At 66.1% G+C, this 24,135-nt stretch carries 27 protein-coding genes and 1 tRNA gene; 7 read left to right on the forward strand and 21 right to left on the reverse strand.

Annotated elements, in window-relative coordinates:
- Positions 1-524: 524 nt before the first annotated feature.
- Positions 525-1,163: a hypothetical protein gene (locus ACW18A_RS03895; RefSeq protein WP_492023497.1), complete on the forward strand. Its 639-nt coding sequence runs from the start codon at positions 525-527 to the stop codon at positions 1,161-1,163.
- Between the two features lie 132 nt (positions 1,164-1,295).
- Here ACW18A_RS03895 and ACW18A_RS03900 read toward each other — a convergent pair whose 3' ends face one another.
- Together ACW18A_RS03900 and ACW18A_RS03905 are read right to left on the reverse strand one after the other, a co-directional pair.
- Positions 1,296-1,553 (reverse strand): hypothetical protein, encoded by a 258-nt coding sequence (locus ACW18A_RS03900; protein ID WP_492023498.1) that lies wholly within the window; start codon positions 1,551-1,553, stop codon positions 1,296-1,298.
- A gap of 62 nt (positions 1,554-1,615) precedes the next feature.
- Positions 1,616-1,858 carry a helix-turn-helix transcriptional regulator gene (locus tag ACW18A_RS03905; RefSeq protein ID WP_492023499.1) on the reverse strand — a complete coding sequence of 81 codons (243 nt, stop codon included), beginning with the start codon at positions 1,856-1,858 and terminating at the stop codon, positions 1,616-1,618.
- Between the two features lie 146 nt (positions 1,859-2,004).
- On the opposite strand from ACW18A_RS03905, the gene ACW18A_RS03910 reads away from it, so the two are divergent.
- Genes ACW18A_RS03910 through ACW18A_RS03920 form a run of 3 tightly spaced genes read left to right on the forward strand, consistent with a single transcriptional unit; the run spans position 2,005 to position 3,877 of the window.
- The gene (locus ACW18A_RS03910; RefSeq protein ID WP_492023500.1) at positions 2,005-2,313 is read left to right on the forward strand and encodes a hypothetical protein; all 309 of its coding nucleotides are present in this window, start codon (positions 2,005-2,007) and stop codon (positions 2,311-2,313) included.
- Positions 2,313-3,686, forward strand: a complete 1,374-nt coding sequence (locus tag ACW18A_RS03915) for a hypothetical protein (protein ID WP_492023501.1) — start codon at positions 2,313-2,315, stop codon at positions 3,684-3,686. Before ACW18A_RS03910 ends, ACW18A_RS03915 begins: the two co-directional genes overlap by 1 nt.
- Positions 3,683-3,877: a hypothetical protein gene (locus ACW18A_RS03920; protein WP_492023502.1), complete on the forward strand. Its 195-nt coding sequence runs from the start codon at positions 3,683-3,685 to the stop codon at positions 3,875-3,877. Before ACW18A_RS03915 ends, ACW18A_RS03920 begins: the two co-directional genes overlap by 4 nt.
- A gap of 209 nt (positions 3,878-4,086) precedes the next feature.
- On the opposite strand, the gene ACW18A_RS03925 is transcribed toward ACW18A_RS03920, so the two are convergent.
- From ACW18A_RS03925 to ACW18A_RS03995, 15 genes are all read right to left on the reverse strand, one after another.
- On the reverse strand, positions 4,087-4,221 hold the full coding sequence (locus ACW18A_RS03925) for a hypothetical protein (RefSeq protein ID WP_492023503.1): 135 nt from the start codon (positions 4,219-4,221) through the stop codon (positions 4,087-4,089).
- Positions 4,208-4,555 (reverse strand): HGGxSTG domain-containing protein, encoded by a 348-nt coding sequence (locus tag ACW18A_RS03930; protein ID WP_492023504.1) that lies wholly within the window; start codon positions 4,553-4,555, stop codon positions 4,208-4,210. The genes ACW18A_RS03925 and ACW18A_RS03930 overlap by 14 nt, the downstream gene beginning before the upstream one ends.
- 573 nt (positions 4,556-5,128) lie before the next feature.
- Positions 5,129-11,341, reverse strand: coding sequence for an LPD38 domain-containing protein (locus ACW18A_RS03935; RefSeq protein WP_492023505.1), 6,213 nt, complete (start codon positions 11,339-11,341; stop codon positions 5,129-5,131).
- Positions 11,342-11,345: 4 nt separating this feature from the next.
- The gene (locus ACW18A_RS03940) at positions 11,346-12,308 is read right to left on the reverse strand and encodes a hypothetical protein (RefSeq protein ID WP_492023506.1); all 963 of its coding nucleotides are present in this window, start codon (positions 12,306-12,308) and stop codon (positions 11,346-11,348) included.
- A gap of 185 nt (positions 12,309-12,493) precedes the next feature.
- Positions 12,494-14,458 (reverse strand): tail fiber domain-containing protein, encoded by a 1,965-nt coding sequence (locus tag ACW18A_RS03945; RefSeq protein WP_492023507.1) that lies wholly within the window; start codon positions 14,456-14,458, stop codon positions 12,494-12,496.
- Positions 14,455-14,889, reverse strand: a complete 435-nt coding sequence (locus ACW18A_RS03950; protein ID WP_492023508.1) for a hypothetical protein — start codon at positions 14,887-14,889, stop codon at positions 14,455-14,457. Before ACW18A_RS03950 ends, ACW18A_RS03945 begins: the two co-directional genes overlap by 4 nt.
- Positions 14,886-15,560 (reverse strand): hypothetical protein, encoded by a 675-nt coding sequence (locus tag ACW18A_RS03955; RefSeq protein WP_492023509.1) that lies wholly within the window; start codon positions 15,558-15,560, stop codon positions 14,886-14,888. The genes ACW18A_RS03950 and ACW18A_RS03955 overlap by 4 nt, the downstream gene beginning before the upstream one ends.
- Positions 15,557-16,186, reverse strand: coding sequence for a hypothetical protein (locus tag ACW18A_RS03960; RefSeq protein WP_492023510.1), 630 nt, complete (start codon positions 16,184-16,186; stop codon positions 15,557-15,559). The genes ACW18A_RS03955 and ACW18A_RS03960 overlap by 4 nt, the downstream gene beginning before the upstream one ends.
- A 78-nt stretch (positions 16,187-16,264) precedes the next feature.
- On the reverse strand, positions 16,265-16,417 hold the full coding sequence (locus tag ACW18A_RS03965) for a hypothetical protein (RefSeq protein ID WP_492023511.1): 153 nt from the start codon (positions 16,415-16,417) through the stop codon (positions 16,265-16,267).
- A 131-nt stretch (positions 16,418-16,548) separates the two neighbouring features.
- Positions 16,549-17,322, reverse strand: coding sequence for a hypothetical protein (locus ACW18A_RS03970; RefSeq protein WP_492023512.1), 774 nt, complete (start codon positions 17,320-17,322; stop codon positions 16,549-16,551).
- A complete protein-coding gene (locus tag ACW18A_RS03975; RefSeq protein WP_492023513.1) occupies positions 17,319-18,278 on the reverse strand; it encodes a DUF1376 domain-containing protein in 960 nt (319 codons plus the stop codon). Before ACW18A_RS03975 ends, ACW18A_RS03970 begins: the two co-directional genes overlap by 4 nt.
- Complete coding sequence (locus ACW18A_RS03980; RefSeq protein WP_492023514.1) at positions 18,275-18,499, reverse strand: hypothetical protein; 225 nt, start codon at positions 18,497-18,499, stop codon at positions 18,275-18,277. Before ACW18A_RS03980 ends, ACW18A_RS03975 begins: the two co-directional genes overlap by 4 nt.
- A complete protein-coding gene (locus ACW18A_RS03985) occupies positions 18,496-18,852 on the reverse strand; it encodes a hypothetical protein (RefSeq protein ID WP_492023515.1) in 357 nt (118 codons plus the stop codon). The genes ACW18A_RS03980 and ACW18A_RS03985 overlap by 4 nt, the downstream gene beginning before the upstream one ends.
- Positions 18,849-19,172 carry a hypothetical protein gene (locus tag ACW18A_RS03990; RefSeq protein ID WP_492023516.1) on the reverse strand — a complete coding sequence of 108 codons (324 nt, stop codon included), beginning with the start codon at positions 19,170-19,172 and terminating at the stop codon, positions 18,849-18,851. The genes ACW18A_RS03985 and ACW18A_RS03990 overlap by 4 nt, the downstream gene beginning before the upstream one ends.
- Before the next feature lie 2 nt (positions 19,173-19,174).
- On the reverse strand, positions 19,175-19,387 hold the full coding sequence (locus ACW18A_RS03995; protein ID WP_492023517.1) for a helix-turn-helix transcriptional regulator: 213 nt from the start codon (positions 19,385-19,387) through the stop codon (positions 19,175-19,177).
- 145 nt (positions 19,388-19,532) lie between these two features.
- Here ACW18A_RS03995 and ACW18A_RS04000 point away from each other — a divergent pair, with 145 nt between their 5' ends.
- Positions 19,533-20,291: a hypothetical protein gene (locus ACW18A_RS04000; protein WP_492023518.1), complete on the forward strand. Its 759-nt coding sequence runs from the start codon at positions 19,533-19,535 to the stop codon at positions 20,289-20,291.
- 174 nt (positions 20,292-20,465) lie between these two features.
- Here the strand turns inward: ACW18A_RS04000 and ACW18A_RS04005 are convergent.
- A tRNA-Lys gene (locus ACW18A_RS04005) sits at positions 20,466-20,541 on the reverse strand.
- A 165-nt stretch (positions 20,542-20,706) separates the two neighbouring features.
- Here ACW18A_RS04005 and ACW18A_RS04010 point away from each other — a divergent pair.
- On the forward strand, positions 20,707-22,158 hold the full coding sequence (locus ACW18A_RS04010) for an amino acid permease (protein ID WP_492023519.1): 1,452 nt from the start codon (positions 20,707-20,709) through the stop codon (positions 22,156-22,158).
- Positions 22,158-22,511 carry an Hpt domain-containing protein gene (locus tag ACW18A_RS04015; RefSeq protein ID WP_492023520.1) on the forward strand — a complete coding sequence of 118 codons (354 nt, stop codon included), beginning with the start codon at positions 22,158-22,160 and terminating at the stop codon, positions 22,509-22,511. The genes ACW18A_RS04010 and ACW18A_RS04015 overlap by 1 nt, the downstream gene beginning before the upstream one ends.
- Here the strand turns inward: ACW18A_RS04015 and ACW18A_RS04020 are convergent.
- The 3 genes from ACW18A_RS04020 to ACW18A_RS04030 are packed head-to-tail and all read right to left on the reverse strand — an operon-like array spanning position 22,508 to position 23,967.
- Positions 22,508-22,807 (reverse strand): DUF1330 domain-containing protein, encoded by a 300-nt coding sequence (locus ACW18A_RS04020; RefSeq protein ID WP_492023521.1) that lies wholly within the window; start codon positions 22,805-22,807, stop codon positions 22,508-22,510. The genes ACW18A_RS04015 and ACW18A_RS04020 overlap by 4 nt on opposite strands.
- 13 nt (positions 22,808-22,820) lie before the next feature.
- The gene (locus ACW18A_RS04025; protein WP_492023522.1) at positions 22,821-23,180 is read right to left on the reverse strand and encodes a chorismate mutase; all 360 of its coding nucleotides are present in this window, start codon (positions 23,178-23,180) and stop codon (positions 22,821-22,823) included.
- A complete protein-coding gene (locus ACW18A_RS04030; RefSeq protein WP_492023523.1) occupies positions 23,152-23,967 on the reverse strand; it encodes a ferredoxin--NADP reductase in 816 nt (271 codons plus the stop codon). Before ACW18A_RS04030 ends, ACW18A_RS04025 begins: the two co-directional genes overlap by 29 nt.
- Positions 23,968-24,135 lie beyond the last annotated feature (168 nt).

Consider the following 24,135-nt stretch of genomic DNA (forward strand, 5'->3'; position numbering starts at 1 on the left):
CGACGAACTGTCCAAAGATCGGTACACCGCCCTCGTAGCCGGCGGAGCAGTCGATGAAGGTCTACGGCTGGCTATTGAGCGACGGACTGGCTCAGCCCCAAAGGGCTTCGCAAACCGGATTGATCGGGCTCTGGACCTAGCGCTCGTCAGCGCCGAGCAGACGGTTGAGCTCCAGAAAATCCGGCAGATCAGAAACGTCTTCGCCCATGCACTGACGCCGACAGGCTTCAGCCATCCCGCCGTCAAGGAAGCCACATCAGGCCTATGGGTGCACCCCGTCACCAGTTGGGCAGGATACTTTGCTCCCGCGTTTGCTCCTCGCCATCAGTTTGCGATCGTGTGCAGCGAGTTCTACCGACACCTGGTCAGTCAGATGTAGCTGCATGGAAGAGCACACAGCCAAAGCCAGAAGGTCACTTCGGTCTGTCAGAATAGTCACGGAGGCGTCGCATCAGCGTAGAATCTCCCGCGCTTCCGAGCCGCCAAGCCCTTGGTCCGAAACTGCCGACCGTCAGGCGAAATTGATGGACCTGGGCATCGATTGTCCGGTGTCCGTGGCTCGAACCGGCTGGCGCTATGTCGGGGGTGAACCGGTCATCAAGCAGCGCGCTACCGAACTGCGGGTTCACGACCGGGGCCGGCTGATTTCCCATGTTCAGGCTTGGGAGTTTCGTACCGAGCCGTTCGCGCTGGAAAGGTTTGATTTCTTCTCGCTGATGGATGCTGAGAGCGACGAGGCGCAACGGCTCGCTGAGGTCGTTCTCTCGTGTTGGGTCTCTCCGTTCGAAGACCTCACAGACTACGGCAACCTGCTGCTCATCGATTTCGCTTGGAGCCCGCCCGACGCGAGGCGTCCGATTTGGGCTCTCACACTCGAGGCTTCGCTACCTTTCCTCTTTAGGACGAGCGCCGGCATGTTCGCCCAGGCCTTTCCGACCCAATACGCGGGTAATCTACCCGGACCCTGTCCGGCGAGAGTTGGCTTCCGCCGAAGGCAAGCCGCCATGCTGCGCCACTACGACAGACTTCTAGGCCTGCGGGCGCTGCCCGGATGGGCAGGATCAAAGGGCTGGATCTGGCGGATGCTGAACACGGCCGTGCTAGACCCCGAGGCCAACTGCGACGGCTACGAAGATTACGCCTCGGATGATGACGACGACTGAGACCGCAGCGAACGGGCCTCCAGCATCCGGACTTGCCGGCTGTGTCGGCCTTGTCATTCGGGCAAGGGGCTGGCCGACCAAATCGCGGGCCAGTGAGATCGGGGGCGTGCGCTCGGTAACTCGCGGGTGTGGCTACTGGCAGTAGCTACGATAACCTGAAATGGCGCTCTCGAAATCCGACTGTCCGTTCCGAAGGCGTCGAAACTCTGACGAGCAATCGTCGTTGGCCTGGCTGTTGGCCAAGCAAGTGGAGTAGCGACGAAGATAGGTTGCTTGACCATCAACAGCCTGATTGTAACTGTCGATCGCGTACTGGCACTGTTGGGCGTTTTGCATGGGCGCTGATCCGCCGCACAAGATCAGCGTGGCCATCGCGAGATATTTCAGCATCGCCGTTCCTAGGTCGTGGAACACCAGCCTACACGTTAGCGAACAGCGATCAATCAATAGGCCTAAGGTCGCACAAGCAGCCGGGCACCGGGGCTGTCCCCGTTCAGTATCTCAACGCCAAGGACTGCAAATCCTTTGACGATCCGGGCCGCCGTGCTGGCACGCAGATCACCGCCCGTCTCAAACTTGTTGATGGTGGTGGGACTGACCCCGAGGCGGGACGCGAGTTCCTGCGTCGTCAGCATCAGCAGCGCGCGGCCCGCTCGGCAGGCCTCTGGCGTCAGTTTGGGATGGTCATCGCTCATGAATAACTGATACCACCATAACAGTATGGTTGCAACGAACGCCCCAATCTGTTATCACCGTATCAGTTTCAGCAATCCGCTGAAGCGGTCGGGGCGGCTATCCCGGAAAGAACCGCCGCCCCCTTTCCGAAGAAAGGCTCACGCGAATGAGCACACTGACAGATAGGCCCGCCATCATTGACCCTCAAGACGAAGCCACCGAGGCGGCGTTGAATGAGGTCTTCTTCCGCCTCCGCGACAACATGAAGCCCAAGGGCGTCGCCAAGGCCAAGGCCGCACTGGAGGCCTACGCGGTCAAGCTAGAGACGTGGGAAGGTTGCCGCCTGCCGCCGAACGTGACGCCGCTCCGTGGCTTCCAGAGCCGCAGGGAGCAGGCCCGCACCAGCGAAGCCCAGCGGACGGAGCGCCTTGTCCGCGCCGCCGCCCTCCGTGCCGTGATCGGGAGGGCCTTCTAATGACCAAGGGCACCACGAAGCGGGGGTTCATCCCCCCGCAGCCCGCAGACGCGCTGTCCTCCCTGGACTTCGCCGCCGCGTCTCAGGCCTTCAATCGCGCCCTGGCCCTCTCGCCGTGCAACGAGGCCGAGGCCAGCGCAGCCGGTGACGTGATCGCCGAACTAGCCGACCGCCTGCTGGGCGTCCCGGCCAGCTCCCCGGCTGACATCGCAGAGAAGGTGTCCGCCTATGCGTGGCTTCACAACCATGCGGCCCGGCCCCTCTCCAACCCCGAGGCCCAGCGCCACATCGCCCAACGCGGCGACGACGCAGCCAAAGGGTTGCTGGCGATCTATCTGGACCTCGCCCACAGTCGCGCCGACTACATCGCGCAGGCCTATCATCCCGAGTGGGATCAGATCCTCGCGCGATACGATGCGGCAAACGCCGTCTGGTCGGCTGAAGACGATCCGACCGAGGAACAGGTCGCAGCGTGGCGCACCTCGCGGGAAGCGCTGCTATCCACCCGCGCCCCGAACGCAAAGGCTCTGGCCTGCAAGCTCGCTCGCCTGATCGAGGACCAGTTCACCGATGCAGTAGGCGACAGCTCTACGAACCCCGCCACGATCTCCCGGATGCTGGCGGATGACCCGGTGGAATCGGCCGTGGCCTCTGCCTATCAGGACGCCTTGGCGCTGGCGGGTGATAGCGGGCCTCTCTTGATGGCCCGCCCTGACCCGTTCGACGCGGAGGCGTGGCTTGCCGAGGTTGAGGCCGCGACCGGCGCGCACATTGTGTCCAACGGTATGAGCCTGATCTTCACGGCAAGCCGGGGCGGTGCTGACCTTCCCGGAGCTATCGCGGCGAACGAGGCGCTGTCCTTCTTCCATGGACAGAAGGTCTCAAGCTACCTGCTGCGCCACCGCTACCACGCACCGCCAGCCTACGTCCCCTCACCGCCGACGCCTCCCGAGGAAATCCGGGCGCTGTTCCTGCACGGCTACCTGAACACCTTCCCCCAGGACGAACGCGACGCGATCAACGCCCGCCTCGCGCCGGCCAGCCCGTCGCCCGCATTGCAGGACGTGATTAGCGCGGTGACGGCGGCCCTAACCGCGTTCGAGGAGGTCTGCGACTGCACCGATCCTGTGAAGGCTAGGGAAGAGGGCCGGGAGGTCACCGACGCTGACGAGGCCACATACGCCACGGCGCGGGACAACTACGACGCCGCCCTTCGCGCGCTGATCGACTATCGCCCCGCCTCATTGCGCGACTTGGCGGCGAAGGCTGCGGCACTGGCAGAGGAAGAAACGGCAGCGGCCCGCTACGACCTGGGCCACGCCTACCGCCTCGACGCTGAACACCTCGCCAGCATGACGGGAGGCGTCGCGTGATCGGCACAGCTCAGGCCTTCGACGCTCGCGGGTTCCTCCGGGAGTTCGAGGCGATCGGCGGGAAGGTTATCAGCGACGGCCAGTCCTTCGCCGTCATCTACCCGGCCGAGACCGACATCATCCCCACAGCCCTGATCGATTGGGGCGCTATCATCGCGGAGGCGCACGACAGGGCGATCTACGGGGCCTAGCCAGCCTCCATGACTCGATGAACCTAGGGCCGCTTCCTTCACCGGGGCGGCCCCTTTTTTATCGTGCGGGAAAACTAAGGGCGGCCCGGTCACTCGGGCCGCCCTTTCCTCGTCCGCGCCCTAGGTGCACCGACGCAGTCGAAGCTCTCAAGCCAACGTCTCGCCCTGGCAGGGGAGCCCCCACCTTTAGGGACTCGCAAAACTCGGGATCAGTCGTCGCGTCCCACGATAGCGGCGATGGCCTCAAGGAAAGCGCCGGGGTCGCAACGGCGAAGCTGATCGATCGCGGCCTTCATTTCTTCCGGCTCCATCGCCTCGATTTCTTCCAAGCTAGGCGAGGTCATGCAGCGTTCTCCGACAGAGTTTCACGAGGGCTCGCACAGTCGCCCTCGCCTTGATGGTCTCGCCCGTCCAGCGTCCTGAGGCGTAGTTGCCGTTCGCTTCTCCCTTCGGCGCGCCGGGGCTGCGGCCCCCGTGCATCCGGCATCGCTTCCGCCCCCTGACGGCCGGCGACTGGCATGGCGACCCCGCTCGGGTCTTCGCTCCACACCGGCTGGCCCGGCGCAAACGGGAGACGAGCGGTTCCGGGTGCATGGGGTTGATCGTGGTTTCCGAGGGGCACACCCCCTCCGCCCCCCTCGTTGACGACGGTTTGGGTTCTGGCGTCCACATAGACATAGCGCACCTCGACTTGTTGCTTTCCGCCCGTCCGCAGCTTGGCGAGGGCTTCGACCTGGGCCGTAAACGTCCGCATGGTCTGGTTCATCATTCGGCTGTAGTCGGACAGCGAGTCCCGCATCGTGGCGTTGTGCAGGTTGGCTGACATGAGCATTGCGGCCTCGTGGGCAGCGAGCATCTGGAGCGCCAAGGTCGCTTCTAGGGTGGACTTGGGTCCAATGGACGCGATGAAGGAGACCGCGTTGTTGTTGCGTTTCTGTGAGGCTTCGGCCTCCTCCTGATTGGTCACCGGCCTTTGCGCGGCAATCTGCCCCGCTCCTGTCATCAGGCGCTCGACCACTGCATAGGAATCGACGCCAAGGGACTCCAGCATTTGGACCCCCCAGCCTTCGCCGTCGTCGTGGGGAACCGTAAGTCCGATGCTGTTCGGTCCCTGAAAGATCACCTCAGGGGTAGGGGGCCTGATCCTGTCCGGGCGCTTGGCCCTGGCCTCCTTGGCAACAGCGATGCTGGCGGCTTCATCAGCCGTGGGCTGGCGCTTCGTCGGGGTCTTAGCGACGGCTTTGGCCTTGGTCATTGTGCAGTCCCTCTCTGTGTCGCTCTGAACCGCTGCATTTCGAGGACGCGGCCCGGCATGTCGCCTTGCATCCGGCGAGCCCGAAGCAAGGTCACGCCCTGTTCAACCGGAACCGGCGCTTCAGCCATCGCCCGGAACTGCGGCCACATGGTCAGCACCTGGGCCTCACCCGGAACCTTGTTCAGCATCATCGACTGAGCGAGGGCGGCGGCGACGGCAGGGCTGGCACGCTGTAGCCGGGCCTCCGCAACGCGGTGATCCATGTAGGTCTTTTGAGCCCAGCCACGGACGCCCGTCGCGATCAGGGCGTTTCGCATCTCGATATTGCCCATCTCCGAAATCGTATCATCCACAAGGCGGCGCTGGTCTGGCGTCAGGGGGACGACGACCCCGGAGTTATCCATCAACGACCCGTCGCGAACCGTGCGGCGCAGATCGCCCAGCACGCCCAACGACTCCCGAGCTCTGACGAGGGGGTGAAGCTTGGCGCTGCCGTCCTGTGTGAAGAACGAGGCCTTCACGTAGCCCCGCTCTGACGGGTCCATGTGGTTCAGGTAGGCCATAGCCCCCGCGTCGTTGGCCTCATTGGCGAACTGACGGAACGTGCCGAGGCGTTGGGTCAGGTCGCCGTCGCTCTGGCTCACCTGATCCCAGAACTCTTTCTGCGAGGTCGAGCCCCGGTTGATGTCCCGGACGAACCGGCGGGCGAGGAACATGTCCTCTGGCCCGGCAGCGGTTCGAGGGGCGCCGGTCGCGGCCTCATAGGCGGCGTTCGTGCCCTGGAGTGCGTAGCGGCCGAGCGTCCCGCCAAACCCGGTGATGATGTGATCGACCACGGCGGGCGAGACGTTGAGCGTCTTTCCGATCAGGCGGCCAAGCTGGGAGGTGTAGGCGTTGAATTGCTGCGCCGGATCCACAGTCCCCCGGAGGTGATCGGGGATGATCGGGCGGCCGAGGCCATCCCGGTTTCCTGCAATCTGGAGCGGGACGTTGACGGCGGGCAGCTCATACGGCGGGATGATCGTGTTCTTCACGTCCGACAGGAAGCGCTCGCCAGCGGTCGGGTCTTTCAGGATCAGGCCTTCATATCCCCGCTCGAGAATGTTGGAGATCGTCGCTAGTTCGAAAGGCTTGGGAACGAACGTCCAGCGTCCGTCCATTTTGAAGACCCAATGGGTAGCCCGCAGTTGGTCGCCGATCTCCTGATATTCGGGATCATCCTGATAGAGCATCCGCAGGCCGAGACCGACCGCACCCAACATCGAGACCTTGGCCCACGCCTTCCAAGCGTGGTTGATCGCCGCCTGTTGGGCAGGGGTTGCAGCTTCGCCGCCGAACAGGGGGGCCAATGTCCTTTGCAGGTTGCCGCCCGCCGACAGGACGCGAGCCGTCTTGTCGAGGCCTTGGATAGCGGCGTTGAGGAAGGTGACCAGCCGGGCCGCTGCGATCATCTTCGATCCGCGCCGGCCGAAGTCCAGATAGTCCCGCGAGGTGTAGCCCGCTTCAACCATCGCCTCGTAATCGTCCATGCCCTGGCGCTTGGCTTGCTCAAACGAGCGGCGGAACACGCCGAGCCGGGTCGATGTTTCCGAGAGGTCAGTCGCCTCCGCCAGTCCGCGCCACGAGGCGAAGCGACGAACCTGCATCCCCTTGAGCTGAAGGTTCTGCAGTTGGGCGCGGGCCTCCGCATCGTTCTGGGGGAAGGGCTTGGCGGTCGCGGCCACGTTCTGCCCGCCCCGCAGCCCGCCGACCGTTGCATAGCGCTTGGCCCATTGGTCTTGCGACAGCTCGGACTTGCCGCCCCTGATCGTATCCACAACCGGCCGGAACCCAACATCTGTGTTGATCCACGTCGCCACCTGATCGCGGATGAGGTTGGCGGCCATGAACTCCGGCGAGAGGGTGATGCCCATGCGCAGCATCTGCGTAGGGGCTGCGACCAGATCCACGAACGCATTGCGCTGATCGCGGGTCAGGCCGGTGATGCCGTCGAACAACTCCTTGCCGAACGCCCCATCCGGCAGCAGCAGCGGGGTCTTCTTGCCGTCGCGCCAGACGAACACGACCTGTTCCCCCTTCTTCGGGGAGAAGGAGCCGCGACGGAACAGGGTCACGCTCTCGCCTTGGGAATCGTCGGCGATCTTCTGGATGGTCGAGAGGTCGCGGCCGGTCAGCCCGAGGTCTTCGGCCGTCTTGTTCAGGACCGTTGCGGCGTCCGTGGTCCACGCTTCCACCTGATCCGGCGGGAGGCGTTCAACGATAGCGCCGGCGCCCGGCCCCGCTTGGTCCGCCAGATCGTCCAGCGTCTTGAGAACATTGTTTCGTTTGATGATGGCGTTCAGCTCGTAGGAGCGGCGCATCATGGTCGAGAGCGGCGACAGATTATCCCGCGTCGAACCCTCGAAAGCCTTCACCCCGCCCGCAAACTGGAGCGCACCGCGGGGCTTGCCAGCGCCGCCCGGTCCCTTGTCCGACACGTCCCGCATGAGGGGCACATAGTCAGGGTGATTGTTCAGGCCGTTGCGGTAGGACTCCTCCGAGATCATCCCGGACTGCCATTCTTTGCGCCACAGGTTGCCGAGCCAGTCATAGACCGTGCCCGCAGCTTGCGCCCAGGTCGGGTGCTTCGCGTCCACATCGGCGATCACCTGTTCATGGAAGGCGCGGGTATTGCGATCCGGCGGACGGGGCAGTTCGCCAGCGGAGAAGCGGTCCCACTCGTGCACCATGCGGCGCGAGATCAGGTAGGCGTCGAACTCCGCCAGATCGTCCAACTTGAACTGACCCTGCCTTGTCAGGTTGGCCGGGTTGTTGAGGTCCGACAGGCCGACGATGTCGATGTCCGCCACCTTCAGCGCGTCGGCCAGCGACGGGCCTTCCGGGTCGAGCCCCTGATAGGGCGTCACGCCATAGACGATGTCGCTATGCCCGGCGGCGTAGGCTTCGCGAGAGAGGCGGGCCAGCGCATAGGGGTTCTTCGCTCGGGTGAGGTTCAGCTTGCGGCCGGTGTTCTCGTTGTAGATGGCCGCCAGCTTATCGACGGCCTGCGACAGCGGGTGCAGATCGTCAATGAACGAGGTGTAGAGGCTGTTCGCCAGCCGACCGATCGTGGACTTTGGCCCCTGCTCCCGGAACTCCCGGACCAGATCGGAGATCGGCCCCTTGCGTCCGGTGTAGGCAAGCGAGCCCTTGGCTACCGCGATGCTGTCTGACTGCAGCAAGCCCTGATAGGCGGACTGGATGGCCTTTAGGTTCTGACCCACAGCCGGGGCGTCCTGGGCAAGCGCCCGCTCGAACGCATCGTAGAAGTTGGGGGCGGCGCGGCGGGCCTGTTCCGGGTTGGTCAGATACCAGCGGCCGAACTCTGCGAAGCCCTCCTGCCGGATCGCATTGCGGGCAGCGCCGGGATAGGCCAGCGGCTCAAGCTCTTTCGCATGGGCGAGGAGCGCGGCCTGTAGGGTCGGGTTGTTGCGCTGATATTCGAGGGCGTGGGTCGCCTCGTGGGCCAGCACGTCCAACTCCTGAACGGCCTTGGTCCGGACGACAGCCGAGCCGGTGTCATATTGTCCTTCAGCCCGAGGCATGACCCGCCCTTGGCGGGCCGTGAGACCCAGCGCATTGCGAAGATCGCGAGCCAGCCCCGACACGGTCTGGCCCTCATAGGCGACGCCCTGACCCCGAGGCACCGGGCCGGGGCGGGGGGCTTCGCGGAGGCCGTTGATGTCCTGACCGCGCGACGGGACAGGGGAGCCGATTTGTGAGCCGTAGGCGGACAAGTCCACCGGGAGACGCCCAGACGGCGCGGCGCTGGCTCCCAAGCCTAGGCGGCCCTCTGGCGGGGCAAATGGAGCGGAAGTGAACGCCGAGGGGGCGGGCATCCCATCGGAGGGCGCGGGGGAGAAGGGTTGAACGGGAGCGGAGACGCCGGCTGCATCATTCACAGGGCGACCGAAGGCGGCCAGATCGGGACCGGCGGAGAAGGGCGCACGGGCTTGGTAGCCCATCCCCTCAGGGCCGCGCATCGGTTGAGACAGTTCGCGGCGGGCGACGGTGAAGACCGGGCTACCGTCCGGGGTTTCCCATCCGCCGCGCGACTCAATCGCCCGTGGCGAGCGGGTGACATCAAAGCCCCGGCGCCCAAGCGCCTCATACATGCGGGCCGCATCTGCGCTGACAATGCCGTCCGAGCGCATCGACCCGCCACCGTCTGCGATATCGTCGGCGGCCCGGCGGTAGACGTCCAGTCCGAGGCCACGGCCCCGCATGTCCTGCGGAAGGGCGGTGCTTTCAATCCGCACGTCCTGGCCTTGGCGTTCTCCCCACAACATCGGGCGATCTTGCAGGCGGCCGGTCTCGAACACACGGTAGCCGTTCGGGGTGTCCTCCGCCCTGAACATGGGTCGCCCTGCCTCAGGGGCGGAGCCACGAGAAAGGCTGAAGTCGGGAGCCTCGTTCAGCATGGGATCGAAACCGGGCAGGGCCTCCCGAGTGGGAGCCCCATACGAGGACAGGTCCGGCCCGCCTTCGGCTGCTCTACCGAAGGACGAGAGGTCCGGGCCGCTGCGACGCGGCGCGGTGAGGGCGTCAGGCCGTGCGGCCCCCGTCAGATCTTGGTTGGCAAGGCCGTAGTAGTCAGGGCGATTGCCGAGCGGCTGCACGGGTCCGGCAGGTTGTCCCTCGCGCGCGGGCGCGTATTGGTCGCGAAACTCCGGGGTGATCGGGGTTTCAGGGGTTAACGGGGCGACAGGCCCGCCCCTTGCGGACGAGGCAGCGCCGCCGCTGAACGAGGCGTCGAAGTTGGCGAGGATTTCCGCCACGGTGCGCGGGCGAGCGTTTCGGCCCCGGCCTTCGTAGAAGATCGATCGATTGGCGCGGGCGGCATCGGGGAAGAGCGCAGCGGCCGCCGCATTGGGGTCGGCCGTCATGAGCTGGCGAGCGCGGCCCTCCCCGAGGAAGTGGCCTGCGTAAAGCTCCCCGTCCGTGGGTTCCCGGCCCAGCACACCCCGGAGGGCGCGAGCGTTGTCCGCCGTCAGCAGGGCGGCAGCGCGGGCGTTCAGCGCCGGATCGGTCCGCATCGCGAGGACAGAGGCGGGGCTGGCTTGGATGCGGGCCGCAGCGTCCGGCATCCCGAGGGCCGGGCCATGCTGGCGAAGGGTGTTCAGCCAGGTATCGTCCGTGAACTGGAACAGGCCAGTTGCCGAGGACGTGCCCGCCCGTGCCGAGGGGTTAAAGGCGCTTTCGCGGGAAGCAAGGTTGGTCAGGTAGGACGGCGAGACGCCGTAGCGCGTCGAGGTATCGGCGATGATCGCAGCAATGGCAGGCGGCGCGACCGGCGCAGCCGGGCCTCGCGTGCGCGCGCGTACTGCCGCCGAAACTGCCGGTGCATCCGGGAACGCCGCATCTACAGCGGCTCCGGTCATTCGCGGACGGGGGCTGATAGCTTCGGCGACCCGAGTGGCTACAGGAGCGATCCGTTCGCCTGCCGCTCGGACAGCGCCGGGGATGCGGGGCGCGACCTCGAACCCGCCCTGGATCACGCCACCGAGGGCGCCTGCCGTCGCCGTCTGCCACGGGCTGTATTTCTCCTGAAGGTGGCCCGCCATGTCAGCGCCCTGAGTGACCACATCACCCGCTGCGTTGACGCCAACGCCGCCGATGATGCGCCCAAGGGCCGTCCTTCCGGGCGAGATCATGTTGACCGGGTCAGCCATCGCGCCGACCAGCGCACCGGTCACGTTCGTCGCCCCCGCAGCCAGTTGGCCGGGCAGGCCGCCCCGCGCCTGACGCCAGCCGTCCGCGTCGGCCTGCTGTTGATAGCTCGTGCGGCGCTCGCGTTCGTCAGCCCGCATCTGCTGGCCGATGCTGGAATAGTTCAGGGCCTCACCCGTGCCGGGGTCGCGCACCGTCAGGGGCTTGTCTTCCCACTCCGGGAGAAGGCCGCCCCGCCAGACCGGCCGGGCGTCAGTCGTCGCTCGCGCTATGGCGATCAGGGAGTTTCTGCGGGCCGCATCCTCTACAACGGAGGTGAAGCGCTCCCCGAGGCTGCGCTGACTCGGGCCAGCCATCGAGCCGTCACCGAGCTGCGACGGGCCAACGGGACCGCTGAACGAAGACAGATCGGGGCCGCCCTGCGAGAAGGACGACAGGTCCGGGCCTGCCGAGCCGTAGGCCGACAGGTCGGGGCGTCTCTGGCGCTGGGTGATCGGCAAGGCGCTACTGCGTCCGCGTCATGACCCGACCATCGGCCGGGTTGATGTAGCGCCCGCCGACCGGCACGTTTGCCTGAAGGTCCGCAGCGTCCCGAGGCTGGTAGGGTTGACCGCCTGCACCGCCGCCGGGTTGCTGCTGTGGCGCGGTCTGGGGCTGGCCGCTGTAGGGCGACGGAGCCCCGCCCGGAGCGCCGGGCATCATGCCAGGCATCCCGAACATAGCGTATGGATTGGCCGCCTGCGGGATCGCGGTTTGCCGGTCGAGGATCGCCTGTTCGGCCTCGTTCAGCGGCTGACCGCTCATCGCCTTTTGCATCACTATCGCGATGACGTTCGACTCTGTCGGCATGGGGACCGGATCGCGCGGGGTGGCAGCGACGCGGCCGGACGTGCCCTGGAACTCCGACGAGTATTGATACTTGGGGTCCATCGGGCCGCCGGGGCGAGGCGCGAGACCCTGCGGGTTCTGAGGGTCCTGCATGAAGCCCTGAGGCGTAGGCAGCGGGGCGTCATAGGCGGATTGGAACTCGCCTCCACCCTTCATGCCGCGCACATAATCCCCATCAACGCCGGGGTAGATGTCGTTCGAGTTCTGATCGAACCCGTAAGCGGCCCCCATCTGCGGAGCCACCCGAGCCGCCGACCGTAGCGGGCCGGGGAGCGACGAGGCGAGGTCGTTCCGATAGCCGTTGTCCCGGTAGGCGTCGGCTTGAGCGGTGAAGGAAGACACATCGCCGCCGCGCGCCGCCCGCGCCGCGATAAGGCGTTGCATCCCGGCAAGGTTCTGTTCCCGCATCCCCGGCGAGCTGTCACTGAGCAGGCCGCCGAACGTGGACCCGAACGCGTCCGCTTCGCGGCGCCCCTCAAGTTCTGCACGCCGCGTCGGCTCGCCGTTGTAGGTCGCGGCGAAATCATGGATCCGGTCAAGGATGCCATAGCCCCGCTCCTGCGGGAAAGCTTGCGCCATCACGTCCTGTGACACCGGTTGGACTGACGCCGATCCACCGAAAAGCCCGCGTCGCGTCCGCTTCGGGGGGCCTTCCATCCGGCGTATCAGATCGCCGATCACGTCAGCCTGTGGGCCTGACATGTTCAGATCGCGGGTGATTTCGCGGGGGGTTCTCTTGGGGGAAACGATCATGTCCTGTGTCCTCAACCGACCATTCGGCCGCCGAACAGGCCCCGGCGAGCGGGACGGCGAGTTGGCGAAGCGGCTGCGCGAGCCGAGCGGATTTGTGCGGCGGCCTGGTCCCGCGTCTGGCCCATGATGCCCGACAGGTCCGGCCCACCCGGAACGGGGTCGAAATCCAAGGGGTTGGTATCCGGGGCCATGTCGGGGAGGCCTTGGAGGAACGAGCCCTCCCCGCCCGCCTGCTGCTGTGGCGACTTGATGCCGAGGGCGTTGTAATCGACCATCATCGGGCCGCCCGGCTCCTGAGAGACCGCGCCGGGGTGAGTGAACGCCACCTCTTGAGCCATCGGCCCAACATAGCGTTCGCCCGAAGGATCGCCCTTGTAGCCGAACTCGTAGAGGTTATCGCCGGACGGGCCTTGGCCCATCGGCGTGATGTCCTCCTTCAGGCGGACGTCCGAGATGCCGGCGGCCGTCGCTCCGGCTTGGATCAGCTTCATCAGATTGGCCTCGAAGCCCATCGAACTGCTACTGCCGGTCCCGACCGAGCTTGACCCGTTGAACAGGTTGAGCGGCAGACCGCCGGTCAGCTGGTTCTGGATGCTCATGAGGTCGTAGGGGGCGGCCCGGTATTGCCGCTCGATTTCCCGCTGCTGCTGACCGAAGTCGTTCTGCAGTTGAAGGTTCGCACGGGTGTTCGTCCCCTGGGATGAGGTCAGGTCCCCAATCAGGCCAGCGGCCTGCAACGCTCGTTGGAGCGCCGCGTCCTGCTGCGAGGCGTTGAACTGGAAGCCGTTGTTCAGCGACCCCGCGTTGAACTGCGACATGTTGTTGAAGGCGTTGGCCCCGAACTGCCCCGCCGTGTCGGCGCGGCCCGCGTAATCCAGTGCGGCCGTGTTGCCAGCGTTCGCTCCAAACTGGCCCGCCGTGTCGGCCCGACCCGCGTAGTCGAGAGCCGACGCGTTGCGCGCCCCGGCATTGTAGAGAGCCGACTGGTTGTAGGCGCTGGCCCCGAACTGCGAAGCCGTGTTGCTCGCGTCCATGTTTGCCAGAAGCCCGGCCTGTTGAAGCTGGGCTTCCGTCTGGCGACGCTGGGCGTCCAGTTGCGCCTTCGTCATATTCATTTTGTTGACTTCGCCAGCGTTGAAAACGTTCGTTGACGTCTCCCGCGCGAGGTCGGTTTGAGCCAGGCCGGTCGAGCGGTCGTAGCCGCCGCTGCGTAGATTGGCGTCTGTCGTCGCGCGCCCTCTGGAAAGCTCGCCTTCGGTCAGGGCGGACAGGACGGCGTTGTTCGAGTTCCGCATCCCCCCGTTTGCGGCCTGTTGGGCGGATTGACGGGCGCGAGTGACTCCGGCGTTGGCGTCGTAGTCCGCAAGGGTCGTGTTCACGACGCTGTCGAGATACGGGTTCATGTAGCCGTTCAAATCGACGTCGGTCAGATTCCTGTTTTGGGCCTGCGCCGCGTTCGCCATGAAGGTCGGCGCAATGCTGACCGGGCCTGCCTGCGCTGCCGTGTAGCCCTGCGACATGTAGCCGTTTGCCGCCGCGGGGCTGGATGCCGTGTAGCCGTTCGAGGCGGCCTCTCCTGCGGCGTTGTAGCCCGTGGCCCCGGCGAGCGAGGTTTGCGCCGTGTTGGCTCCAGCCCGCGCCGTTCCAAACGCCAGCGCCGACGCCAGGTCGAAACCGTCGCCCGTCGCAGCGGGGGGCGTGTAGCCGTCGCCAGATCCACCGTTGACCTGACGACCGTCCGAGTAGCCTTTGCTGCCTCCGCCCATATAGGCGGTAGGCTGGCCGAGGTTTGCGGCCCCGCCGAACGATTGCTGCTGGAGCGGCGAGGCCCCCGGAACGAGCGAATAGGGATCGACGCCGCTCAACTGCTGGATGCGGCCCGCTTGATCCTGAACGAGGCTGGTCGCCCACTCCGGGTTCGTCGGAGTCGTGACGTTCGTTGACTTCTCTTTGCTCTTCTTCGCTCCGATGCTCATGCTGCGGCTCTTTCCTGATTGGCCGGGCTCACCGGATCGATAAGTGGTTTGACGAGGACGACGCGCGCGGCGCGATATCCTGACGGGGCCAGCTTCCGCTCCCACCCCAAGCGACCGCCAGTAACGATGGCGAACTCACAGCCCCAGCCGCGCGCCTCCGCTTCAATCTGCGGAGTCAGGACGTTGACGATCTCGTCGCCATCGCCGCCGGCCTGCCAGACTTCGATCAGACGGTGACCGCCCTCAGACCAGCCGAGGGTCGTAACGAGGGCCGAGGCCTTGCCGGGCCACAGTTGCGCGCGGTCCTGCTCGACCGCAGCAACCACGTCATCCCAGGTATCGATCGGCTGACGAGCCAGCGACGCCTCAATGAAGGGGCGGCAGCGGTGCAGCTCTGACAGGATCACAGCGCGGACCTCGGGGGCGATCAATGCAGAACCCCCAGCTTGGCTTCGTCCTTGGCGAGGGCGATTTGCACCTGTTCTGCAAGGCTCCCCGGAAGGGACGGGACGGACAGGGCGCGAGTGTCGGCGGCAATAGAGCGAACCGCGTTGATGCCGGTGTCGATCAGGGCGAGGCGCGTATCCCCGGCGAGAAGGCCGCCGAAGTGCAGGGCGAGGGTTGCGCTATCAACGGTCATGGCGACCGAAGCGCCGCAGGAGAACCCGCCGACCGCCACGGTAAGGCGTTCGGTCAGGTCGATTCCTTCGGGCGCCAGACCGCTCCCGATCCGCAGCGATTCCCAGAGATAGGCCCCGAGGCTCGCCGACATGGCGGGCCACATGGGGTCGTTGTCCTCCTGCCGGATCAGACGATAGCCCTCAGGCCGAAACACCTCGACCGCTGCCAGCGGAAGTTCGCCAGCGTGAGCCTGTCCACAGAGCGCCCATGCGATGAACGAGGCGGCCTCGCTGAGACCGATGACCCGATCAACGCGGGTCGGGCTTTCGAACTCGGCCGCCATCGCGTCGGCCATGCGGCAACCGACTTCCTCCCCGAACATGGCGAACACCATCTTGAGGAAGGCAGGCTGGCGGAATCCGCCCAGCTTTTCGAAGTCGCTGGCGCTGACTTCCGCCCCACTGAGAACTCCGTAGCTCATGCTGCCGCCGTGAGGACAGGGCCGGTCGCGCCGACCGGGAAGGGGGCGGCCGGGAGGGGTTGGGCTTGGTCAGGCTCGACGGCTGGCGGGTCGCCCTGGCAGATGTCGCGAAGGGCGTCGGCCGAGATCATCCGCAGATTTACGATGCGGGCGGTTTGGATCGGGTCGCCATAGTTGACGGTGATTGACAGGCCGTCGCGCGCATAGGCGAGGTCCACCCCGGAGGATCCAGTGTCGTCATCGCGGACGGCGAGGTTTTGCAGGGCGTTCCAGTGATCCGGGCTGGACAGGCACTTCCCGGCCGCCTGGGTCAGGGTGCGCTGGACGAAGGCCCGAAGGACCGGATAGGCCAGCGCTTCCGAGGCCGTCAGGGTCAGGGTTTCGCCAGCGCCGATGACGTGCACGCGCTGAAGGGTGAAGGTGTCGAGGACCGCCCGGACGTGGGCGTAATCGTCTTGGTTCGTGGCCCAGACCACGAGGGCCAGCCCGAGGTCATCGTCCGAAGGGGCTTCCGGGATCGGCAGCGCCGCGACACATCGATCCCAACGCTCTGCGCCGGCCTCGCCGAACTGCGACAGGAAACCTTGGCGAATGGTCTTCGGATCGGGGCGGAAAGCTTCGGTCATGGTGGCAGATTAGGGCCGCCGGCCGGGCCAATCTTGTATAAGAAACGCCCGCCACCACTCTGTTTCCGCCCTGTTTCATCAAGCGGCTTGCGACCTCAGATTGGCGTGCAGCGTGCGAATGAAATCCTCGTGCGCCCGAGCCGTGAAGGCGGCTTTCGACGCGCCCGTGTAGTTCTGCCAGCGCTCCCACCATTCGACGTCTGACGCGCGATAGAGGCCGGGCCATTGCACGGACGTCGTCTCGCCCTGAACGCGCGGCGCATGGCCTATCCACAGATATGACGGGCAGGCGGCTTCTGGCGGGTTCGGCCTATCATCGCCCCCGAACCTCACCAGCCGCGAAGCGGGGAAGACAAGCCTGCTCACAGGCCCCTCCGTAGGCCGTAGGTTCGCTGCCTCCGGTAGGACTCAACCGCTGCCTTCGACGCCAGACAGCCGGGCGCCCCCGGTTCCGGCCCTAGGTGGTCAGCCCAGATGCCATCATGGTTGCGGCCCCATGCGTTGAGCGCGTCCAGCCACATCTCATCGGACCATTCGGCCGGCGGAACATTGTGGGCCGCGACAACCGCCTCGCAACGGTCGAAACACTCCAGCACCCGCGCCAGATATTCGACAGCCGACCGAAGGCGGTAAGACACCTCTCCGATTGACCCGAGAAGTTCGCTGACAGTCGGAAGAAACTTCAGCTTTCGACGGGTGATTTTGCACGCCTCCGCCAACAGGTAGGGGCCAACACGTTCATCCTGCACGTCATGCAGAAGGGTGGCGAAATACCCCTCCCGAACTTCCTTGCCCGTGTTGGGGTAGCCTTCCAGCAACAGGCCAAGCGTCATGCGGGCTGAGGCCTGATCGACCGGGGCGTTGAGTGCCGTCGCCAACGTGTCGTAGAGCGCCTGAACTTCGGCGCGGGGCCTTTGCTCCGCCAGCCACTCCCTCGCCCTGGCGAGAACGAACGGACTACCCGTCTCCCAGAGGGTATCACGTTGCGTCGGACCCTTTACCTCGTAGGCCCCTTCAATGAGCCGGAAAGGGGCCTCCAACACGTCGCGGCTGTTGGCCAGCGCGTCTCCGATCTTGGCGGCGCGGGAGGTCGCGGCGGAGGGGGGCTGTGGCGCCCGCACGGATACGGCCGTCACGCTGCCAACCCTTCCATTGCGATATCGAGATAGCTTCCGCCTCCGCCTGTGCGCGGGGCGTCGTCTCGGACGTAGTTGCCCTCCGCCACCTTGCGGAGGTTGGCCGGGCTCAAGAGCCAGTCGAACGTCGCTTTCCAGCCGCGATCATTCTTGCCCTGTAGGTGCGGCGAGCAGCGGATCAGATCGAGGATAGTCGCCCAGCCTTCAAGTCCGCCATGTTCAGCAAGCCGAAGCGTCAGCTTGGCGGCGCGGTCAGTATCCAGCTTACGGGGTTTCGCTAGACCTAGATCGTCCGCCAGATTGAGGAAATCCGCGAAGGCCTGTTGCGTTGGCGTCGGTTCGCCCGGCGAAACGACAAGAGCCTTTTCCTCTCCTATCCCTTCACTATCCCTATCCTCTCCCTTCTCTCTCTCTTCGGAGCCTAAATCGTTCCTTGACGGACTCCCCGAAGGAGCCTGATCGCCTCCTTGTAGGACGATGCCCATTGCCAACGCCGATCCGGGGACCAGCCTTTCAAGGCAGATTGCGGCCTGTCGGCGCAGAGAAGCGAACTCTTCCGGCTGATAGACGAAGCTTTCATGGCGCGCCGCCTGGGCCTTGGCCGAACGGTCCTGATATTTGAGGCGTTCGACCCACGCCCGCAGCGCCTTCTCTGCGACCACGGGGTGATAGAGCCTGCCGTCATCGCACTCGACCCAGCCCCGCAGGACCATAGGGGCCAGCGTGGGCCACTCGCTGAGGTGGACGCCGGCCATGCGCGCGACCAATCGCGGATCAGAGGGAATCGAGGCGGCCGGAACCTGACTCCAAGCCCGCATCCACAGCAGAAGCGCGGCCTTGAACTCGTCGCCCGTGGTTAGGGCTACGGTTTCGCTGTCCAGCACCCGCTGCACGTCCATCGGCATGAAGCCGAGGCCCCGCAGATCGCAGCTTGGGGGGGTGAGGGGGGCGCTCATGCGCCACCCCCTGCCGCAACAGCCTCTACCGCCAGCCGCGCGAAAGCCTCGCCGTGCTGAACGGGGACCGGGCATCCGGCCTTTCCGGGCATCCAGACCCCGGCGAAGCGGTCGAACGAACGAACGTCTATGACGCGCGCGCCGTCGCGTTCCGTGGTGAGGGTCAGGCGGATTTGACGGTCGGGGCCGACGTCGATTGTTCCAATGGTGCGGTCGGTCATTGGGCCTCCCGCTTGGCGATGGCCTCGGAAAGTTCGGTCGGGGTCGCGATGCGCCACCGGATGACCTTTGACCGGCGCGATTCCCCCAGGCCCTTCTCACCCGATGCAATCAGGCGCCCGGCCTTGTGGAGCTGGCAGATTCGCGCGCGGACGGACGTCAGGAGAAGGCGGCCCTCACGGGACAGCTTCTCATGGACTTCTTCGGGAGTGTGGGGTCCGGTCAGGTAGATTTCCCAGATCCGATCAATCATCGTTGGAGCCGGCTTCGTGGCATCGATCGCGGCAGCAACGGCGGTATGAGCCGAGCCGGTGCGGGCGCGCGGGGTCATGGTCTCAGGATCGAACACGCTCATGCCGAGACCGCCTGCGCCGGAAGGGACTGGACGAGCGCCGACAGATGGACGGCCCGGGTGTGATAGACGTTCGCCAGTGCGCGGCAGGCGATAGCCGTGGCGCCGGTGTGGTCGCGGGCCTCGGCCAGTATCCGGTCAGTCGCTCTGGAGGTTTCGAGCAGAGCGCGGATCGCCTCGTCTCGGCTGACGAGACCCGGCGCGGCGAGATCGCGGCGTTGAAGTTTCGCGATTTTGGGGCTAACCTGCGTCCTGCCTGCCAGCATGACTACATTGGAAAGCCCGGCCGTTGTCGCGACGGCTGGGTTTTTTGCGTCGGTCATGGCTATGCGGCGGCCTCCGCATTGCGGGACTCTAGCCATGACGCGATGTCAGCGGCGCGATAGCCGATCCGGCGCGGGCTGATGCGAATAGCCTTGGGGCCTTCGCCGTTGCGCTGCTGACGCCAGCGGGTCGTCTCGCTGATCCCGACAAGCTGACAATACTGCGAAGGCGAGATGATCCGATCTGGGTCACTCAGGGTCGCGGTCGCGTTCAAGCGCTCTCTCCTTAAGTCACACATTCGGCCAGCGGGATGCAGAACCGAAGCGATATGACTTACATGCGCCCGTTCGAAATGTGTTGCAACGCATAGAGCGTCGGATTACGGGTGATGAAACCTCCTGCAATCAAAAAGGCTGGATATGTCCACAGAAGAGAGCCCCGGCGCTGCCAAACGGATGCGCAAAGAGGCGAGCATCACGGTTCGGCTGACCCGCGAGACGAAAGAATCAATGGAGGCCGAAGCTGCCCGTCAGGGCCGGTCTCTCTCCCAGGTCGCGGAGCGCTGGCTGGACGCAGCGAGGGACGGACGCGCGGATCTACAGGGGAGGCTTGGCGGCGGCGGCGTAGCCGAAGCCCTGCTGCTCATGGCCGACTTCGCCGCGCTTGTTCGAGCGGAGGTAGGCGACCCGCAGAAAGACATGGCAGCCCGCGACGCATTGATTGACGGTTGGGTTGATCTAAGTCGCCGCGCTCTTCCGTTCACCCCGGCGAGCCCGGATGCCATCGCGGCGGCAATGGCTCGGATCAGCGCCGAGGCCATGCTGACAGCGATGCAGGACGCCATTCTTGCGGAACCAGACAACGGCGCGCTGTGCGAGTGGTATATCTCCGCCAGAACCGAGCCGGGCGCCGGCACCACTGACGCCCCACTGAAGCTGTTCAACCTAATCGTAGAATATCGACGCGGGCTTTCGGATGACGCCTCTATCGCCGCGTTGATCCACCTGTTGCGTTCGGCCCCTCCGGTCGCCCAGGGCCTGTCGCCCAGCCCGGACTCGCTGGCCTCCGCTATCGAGGACGCGTGGACGAAAAGGGACCGGGCGCTCGCACCCCGGACAGAGGCGCGACGGCGCGGAGCGGAGCTGATCCGGATGTTGGTTCCGGCCTCCGCCGTCTAGCCGCCAGCCCATCCCAAAGCAGGGCCGCCCGAGAGATCGGAGCGGCCCTTTTCTTTGCCCGCAATCAGGGCCGGTTCTGTCACTGTGTGCCCCATACGTGCCCCAGCATGGCGCGTGCCCCTGCCGTGCGCGGTTACTCGGCGGCTTAGTGGGTTGTCTCCAAAGGGAAAACAATGGTGGGTGATGTAGGGTTCGAACCTACGACCCGCTGATTAAGAGTCAGCTGCTCTACCAACTGAGCTAATCACCCATACCATCGTCGCGCCGTCGTCGGGGACGTCCGGCGGAGGGGGCGGAAATAGAGACATCGGCCCGGGGATGCAAGGGATTTCAGCCGGGTGTTTCGGTTCGCCGCAGGGCGGTCTAGCATCCCGGCGGAATCGGTCCGGCAAGGACCATCGGGGGAGTTAAGCGAATGGCGTTCTGGAACCGGCGCAAGTCGATCGATGCGATGCACCAGGCATCGGACGGACCCAGGCTGAAGGCGACCCTCAGCTGGCCGCACCTGCTGGCGCTGGGCGTCGGGGCCATCGTCGGCACCGGCATCCTGACCCTGATCGGGGTCGGGGCGGGGCTGGCTGGCCCGGCGGTGATGATCAGCTTCGCCCTGGCGGGACTGGTCTGCGCCTGCGCGGCCCTGGCCTATGCCGAGCTGTCGACCATGATGCCGCAGGCCGGCAGCGCCTATACCTACTCCTATGCCGTGCTGGGCGAGTTGATCGCCTGGATCGTGGGCTGGAGCCTGATCCTCGAATATTCGCTGGTCGTCTCGGCCGTAGCCGTGGGCTGGTCGGGATACGCCGTGGGCTTCCTGACGGGTCTGGGCATAGACCTGCCGACCGCCCTGACGGTGGGGCCCCATGTCGCGGGCGGGCTGGTCAACCTGCCGGCCGTCGCGATCATCGGCGTGGTCACGGGCTTGTTGCTGCTGGGCACGCGTGAGAGCGCGACGTTGAACGCCATCCTGGTGGTCATCAAGGTCGTGGCCTTGATCGCCTTCGTGGCCATCGCCTTGCCGGCCTTCGATGCGGCCAACTTCACCCCATTCATGCCGAATGGCTTCGGCTCGCCCGCCCTGCCGTTCGGAGAGTTGATCACCGGACAGCCGGCTGTGCAGACCGGGGTCATGGCGGCGGCGGCGATCATCTTCTTCGCCTTCTACGGCTTCGACGCCATCTCGACGGCGGCTGAAGAGACCAAGAAGCCCGAGCGCGATCTGGCCATCGGTATCGTCGGCTCGATGCTGATCTGCACGGTTCTGTATCTGGTCGTGGCGGCCGCGGCGATCGGCGCGCGGCCGGTGGCGAGCTTCGCGGCCAGCCCCGAGCCTCTGGCCCTGATCCTGCGCGAGATGGGGCAGGGGACGGCGGCGCAGTGGATCGCGGCCTCGGCCGTCATCGCGCTTCCCACCGTCCTGCTGGCCTTCCTGTTCGGACAGAGCCGCATCTTCCTGGGCATGGCACGGGATGGCCTGCTGCCGAATTCGCTGGCGAAGATCTCCAGCCGGGGCGTGCCGGCGGTGGTGACCGTGTTCACCGCCATCGTGGTGGCGGCCCTTGCGGGTGTCATGCGGCTGGATGAGCTGGCGTCGCTGGCCAATGCGGGCACCCTGGCGGCGTTCGCGGCAGTCGGAGTCTGCCTGATCGTGCTGAGGCTGCGCGATCCGAACCGGGTACGGAAGTTCCGGGCACCACTGTGGTGGCTGGTGGGAGCGATCACCATTGTGGGCTGTGTTCTGTTCTTCTTCAGCCTGCAGCCGCGGACGCAGTTCTGGTTTGTGATCTGGAACGCGGTCGGTCTGGTGATCTACTTCCTGTGGTCGGCGCGGAACGCCCGACTGGCGAAGAACCCCGACCAGGCGGCCTGATGTCCCGCCGCGACCTGTCCGGTGCCGTCGACTTCTCGGTGCTGGACAGCGTCACGGGCGGCGACGACGGTGTGGCGGAGGAGGTCCTCGGCCTGTTCGTGCAGCAGGCCGAAATGTGGTCCCAGATGCTGGACGCCCGGATCGAGGGCTGGCGCGACGCCGTGCACACGATCCGGGGCGCGGCGGCAGGGATCGGGGCGGGCGCTCTTGCCGCGGTCTGCGCGCAGGCGGAGGCCGCCGATAGGGACGTGGTCCCGGCCCGGCTGGACTTCGTCCGCGACGCTCTCAACGAGGCCCTGGCTGACGTCGCGGCCTGGCGTCACGAGTTGATGCTGAGGTCGCTGAAGGGTTAGGGCGCGACGCCGTCGACGATGTAGACGCGCGAGGTCGAGGCGGCTTCGCGGATCTTCAGCGCGGCCTGGTACTCGGGCGAGGCGCGCCAGGCGATGGCGGTGTCGCGATCAGGGAATTCCAGAACGACGACGCGGGCGGCCGGGGCCTCTCCGGCGATGGCCGAGCCCGCGCCGCCACGCACGATATAGCGACCGCCGTAGGCCGCGACGGTGGGGGCGGCGAGGCTGGCGTATTCGGCGTAGGCCTCCGCGTCAGAGACCACGATTTCGTGGATTTCAAAGGCCTTGGACGTCATGGCGGGCTCCGGATCAGCTGCGGGTGCGGTCGTAGGTCGAGAACTCGTGGGCGATGCAGCGGTCGATCAGCAGGCGCCAGACCGGCTCGGCGATGTCGGGCGACAGGTGGTGGGCCTCGGCGCTGGTCAGGACCTTGGAGACGACGTCCTCAATGCGGGCGTCGTCGTGGACGGCGTCGCGGTCCGGCTTGATGCGGGCGGCGGCGTCCATGTAGCGCTGGCGCTCGGCGAGCAGGGCGACGAGGGCGCGGTCGAGAGCGTCGACGCCCTGACGGACCTCGGTCATCGACTGGCAGGCTGCGGGATCCACTCGTGCATCCACGGCCACGATCTGCGGATGGTGTTCAGCCGACAAAGGCGCGCTCCAGAACATAGTCGCCGGGCTCAGCGTTCGAGCCCTCCTTCATGCCGAAGCCTTCGAGCAGCGCGGCGGTTTCCTTGATCATGGCCATGGAGCCGCACAGCATCACGCGGTCGCGCTCGGGCGAGAAGCCGTGGGGCAGGCCGAGGTCGTTGAAGATCGCGCCCGAGGCAATCCGGTCGGTGATGCGGCCGGGCGTTTCGAACTTCTCCCGCGTCACGGTCGGGTAGTAGGTCAGCTGGGCCCTGGCCTCGTCGCCGATCAGGGGATCCTCGTGGATGCCCGTGGTCAGGAGGTCCCGGTAGGACAGGTCGGCGACGTTGCGGACCGTGTGGCAGACGATGACGCGGCCAAAGCGGCTGTAGGTGTCGGGATCGCGGGCGACGCTGAGCCAGGGGGCCAGGCCCGTCCCGGTCCCGATCAGCCACAGGGTCTGCCCGCCGGTCAGGGCGTCCAGCACGAGAGTCCCGGTCGGCTTCTTGCCCATCAGGACGGTGTCGCCCGGCTTGATGTTGACCAGGCGCGAGGTCAGGGGACCGTCGGGCACGGCGATGGAGAGGAACTCCAGCTGCTCGTCCCAGGCGGGGCTGGCGATCGAATAGGCGCGCAAGACGGGCTTGCCGCCGTCGGCACCCGGCAGGCCGATCATGACGAACTCGCCGGAGCGGAAGCGGAAATCCTCGGGCCGGGCCACGCGGAAGCTGAACAGCTGGTCGGTCCAGTGATGGACCCACTGCACCTCAAGCTCGTGGAAGGCGGAGGGCTTGGGCGGCGGCGGGGACAGGGCGGCGTCGGTCATTGCGGGGTCTATTAGGCGGTTGGAGGGGCTGGCGAAAGGTCGCGGGGTGTCGCGCTTCATCTTCCTTCTCCCGGCAGGAGAAGGTGGCTCGCGCAGCGAGACGGATGAGGGTCGGGTCTCGCCGGTGAGGCCCGACCCTCGCCTTGTCGCCCTAGCCGATCGGTACGC

This window comes from Brevundimonas sp. AVps5 (assembly GCF_058681515.1).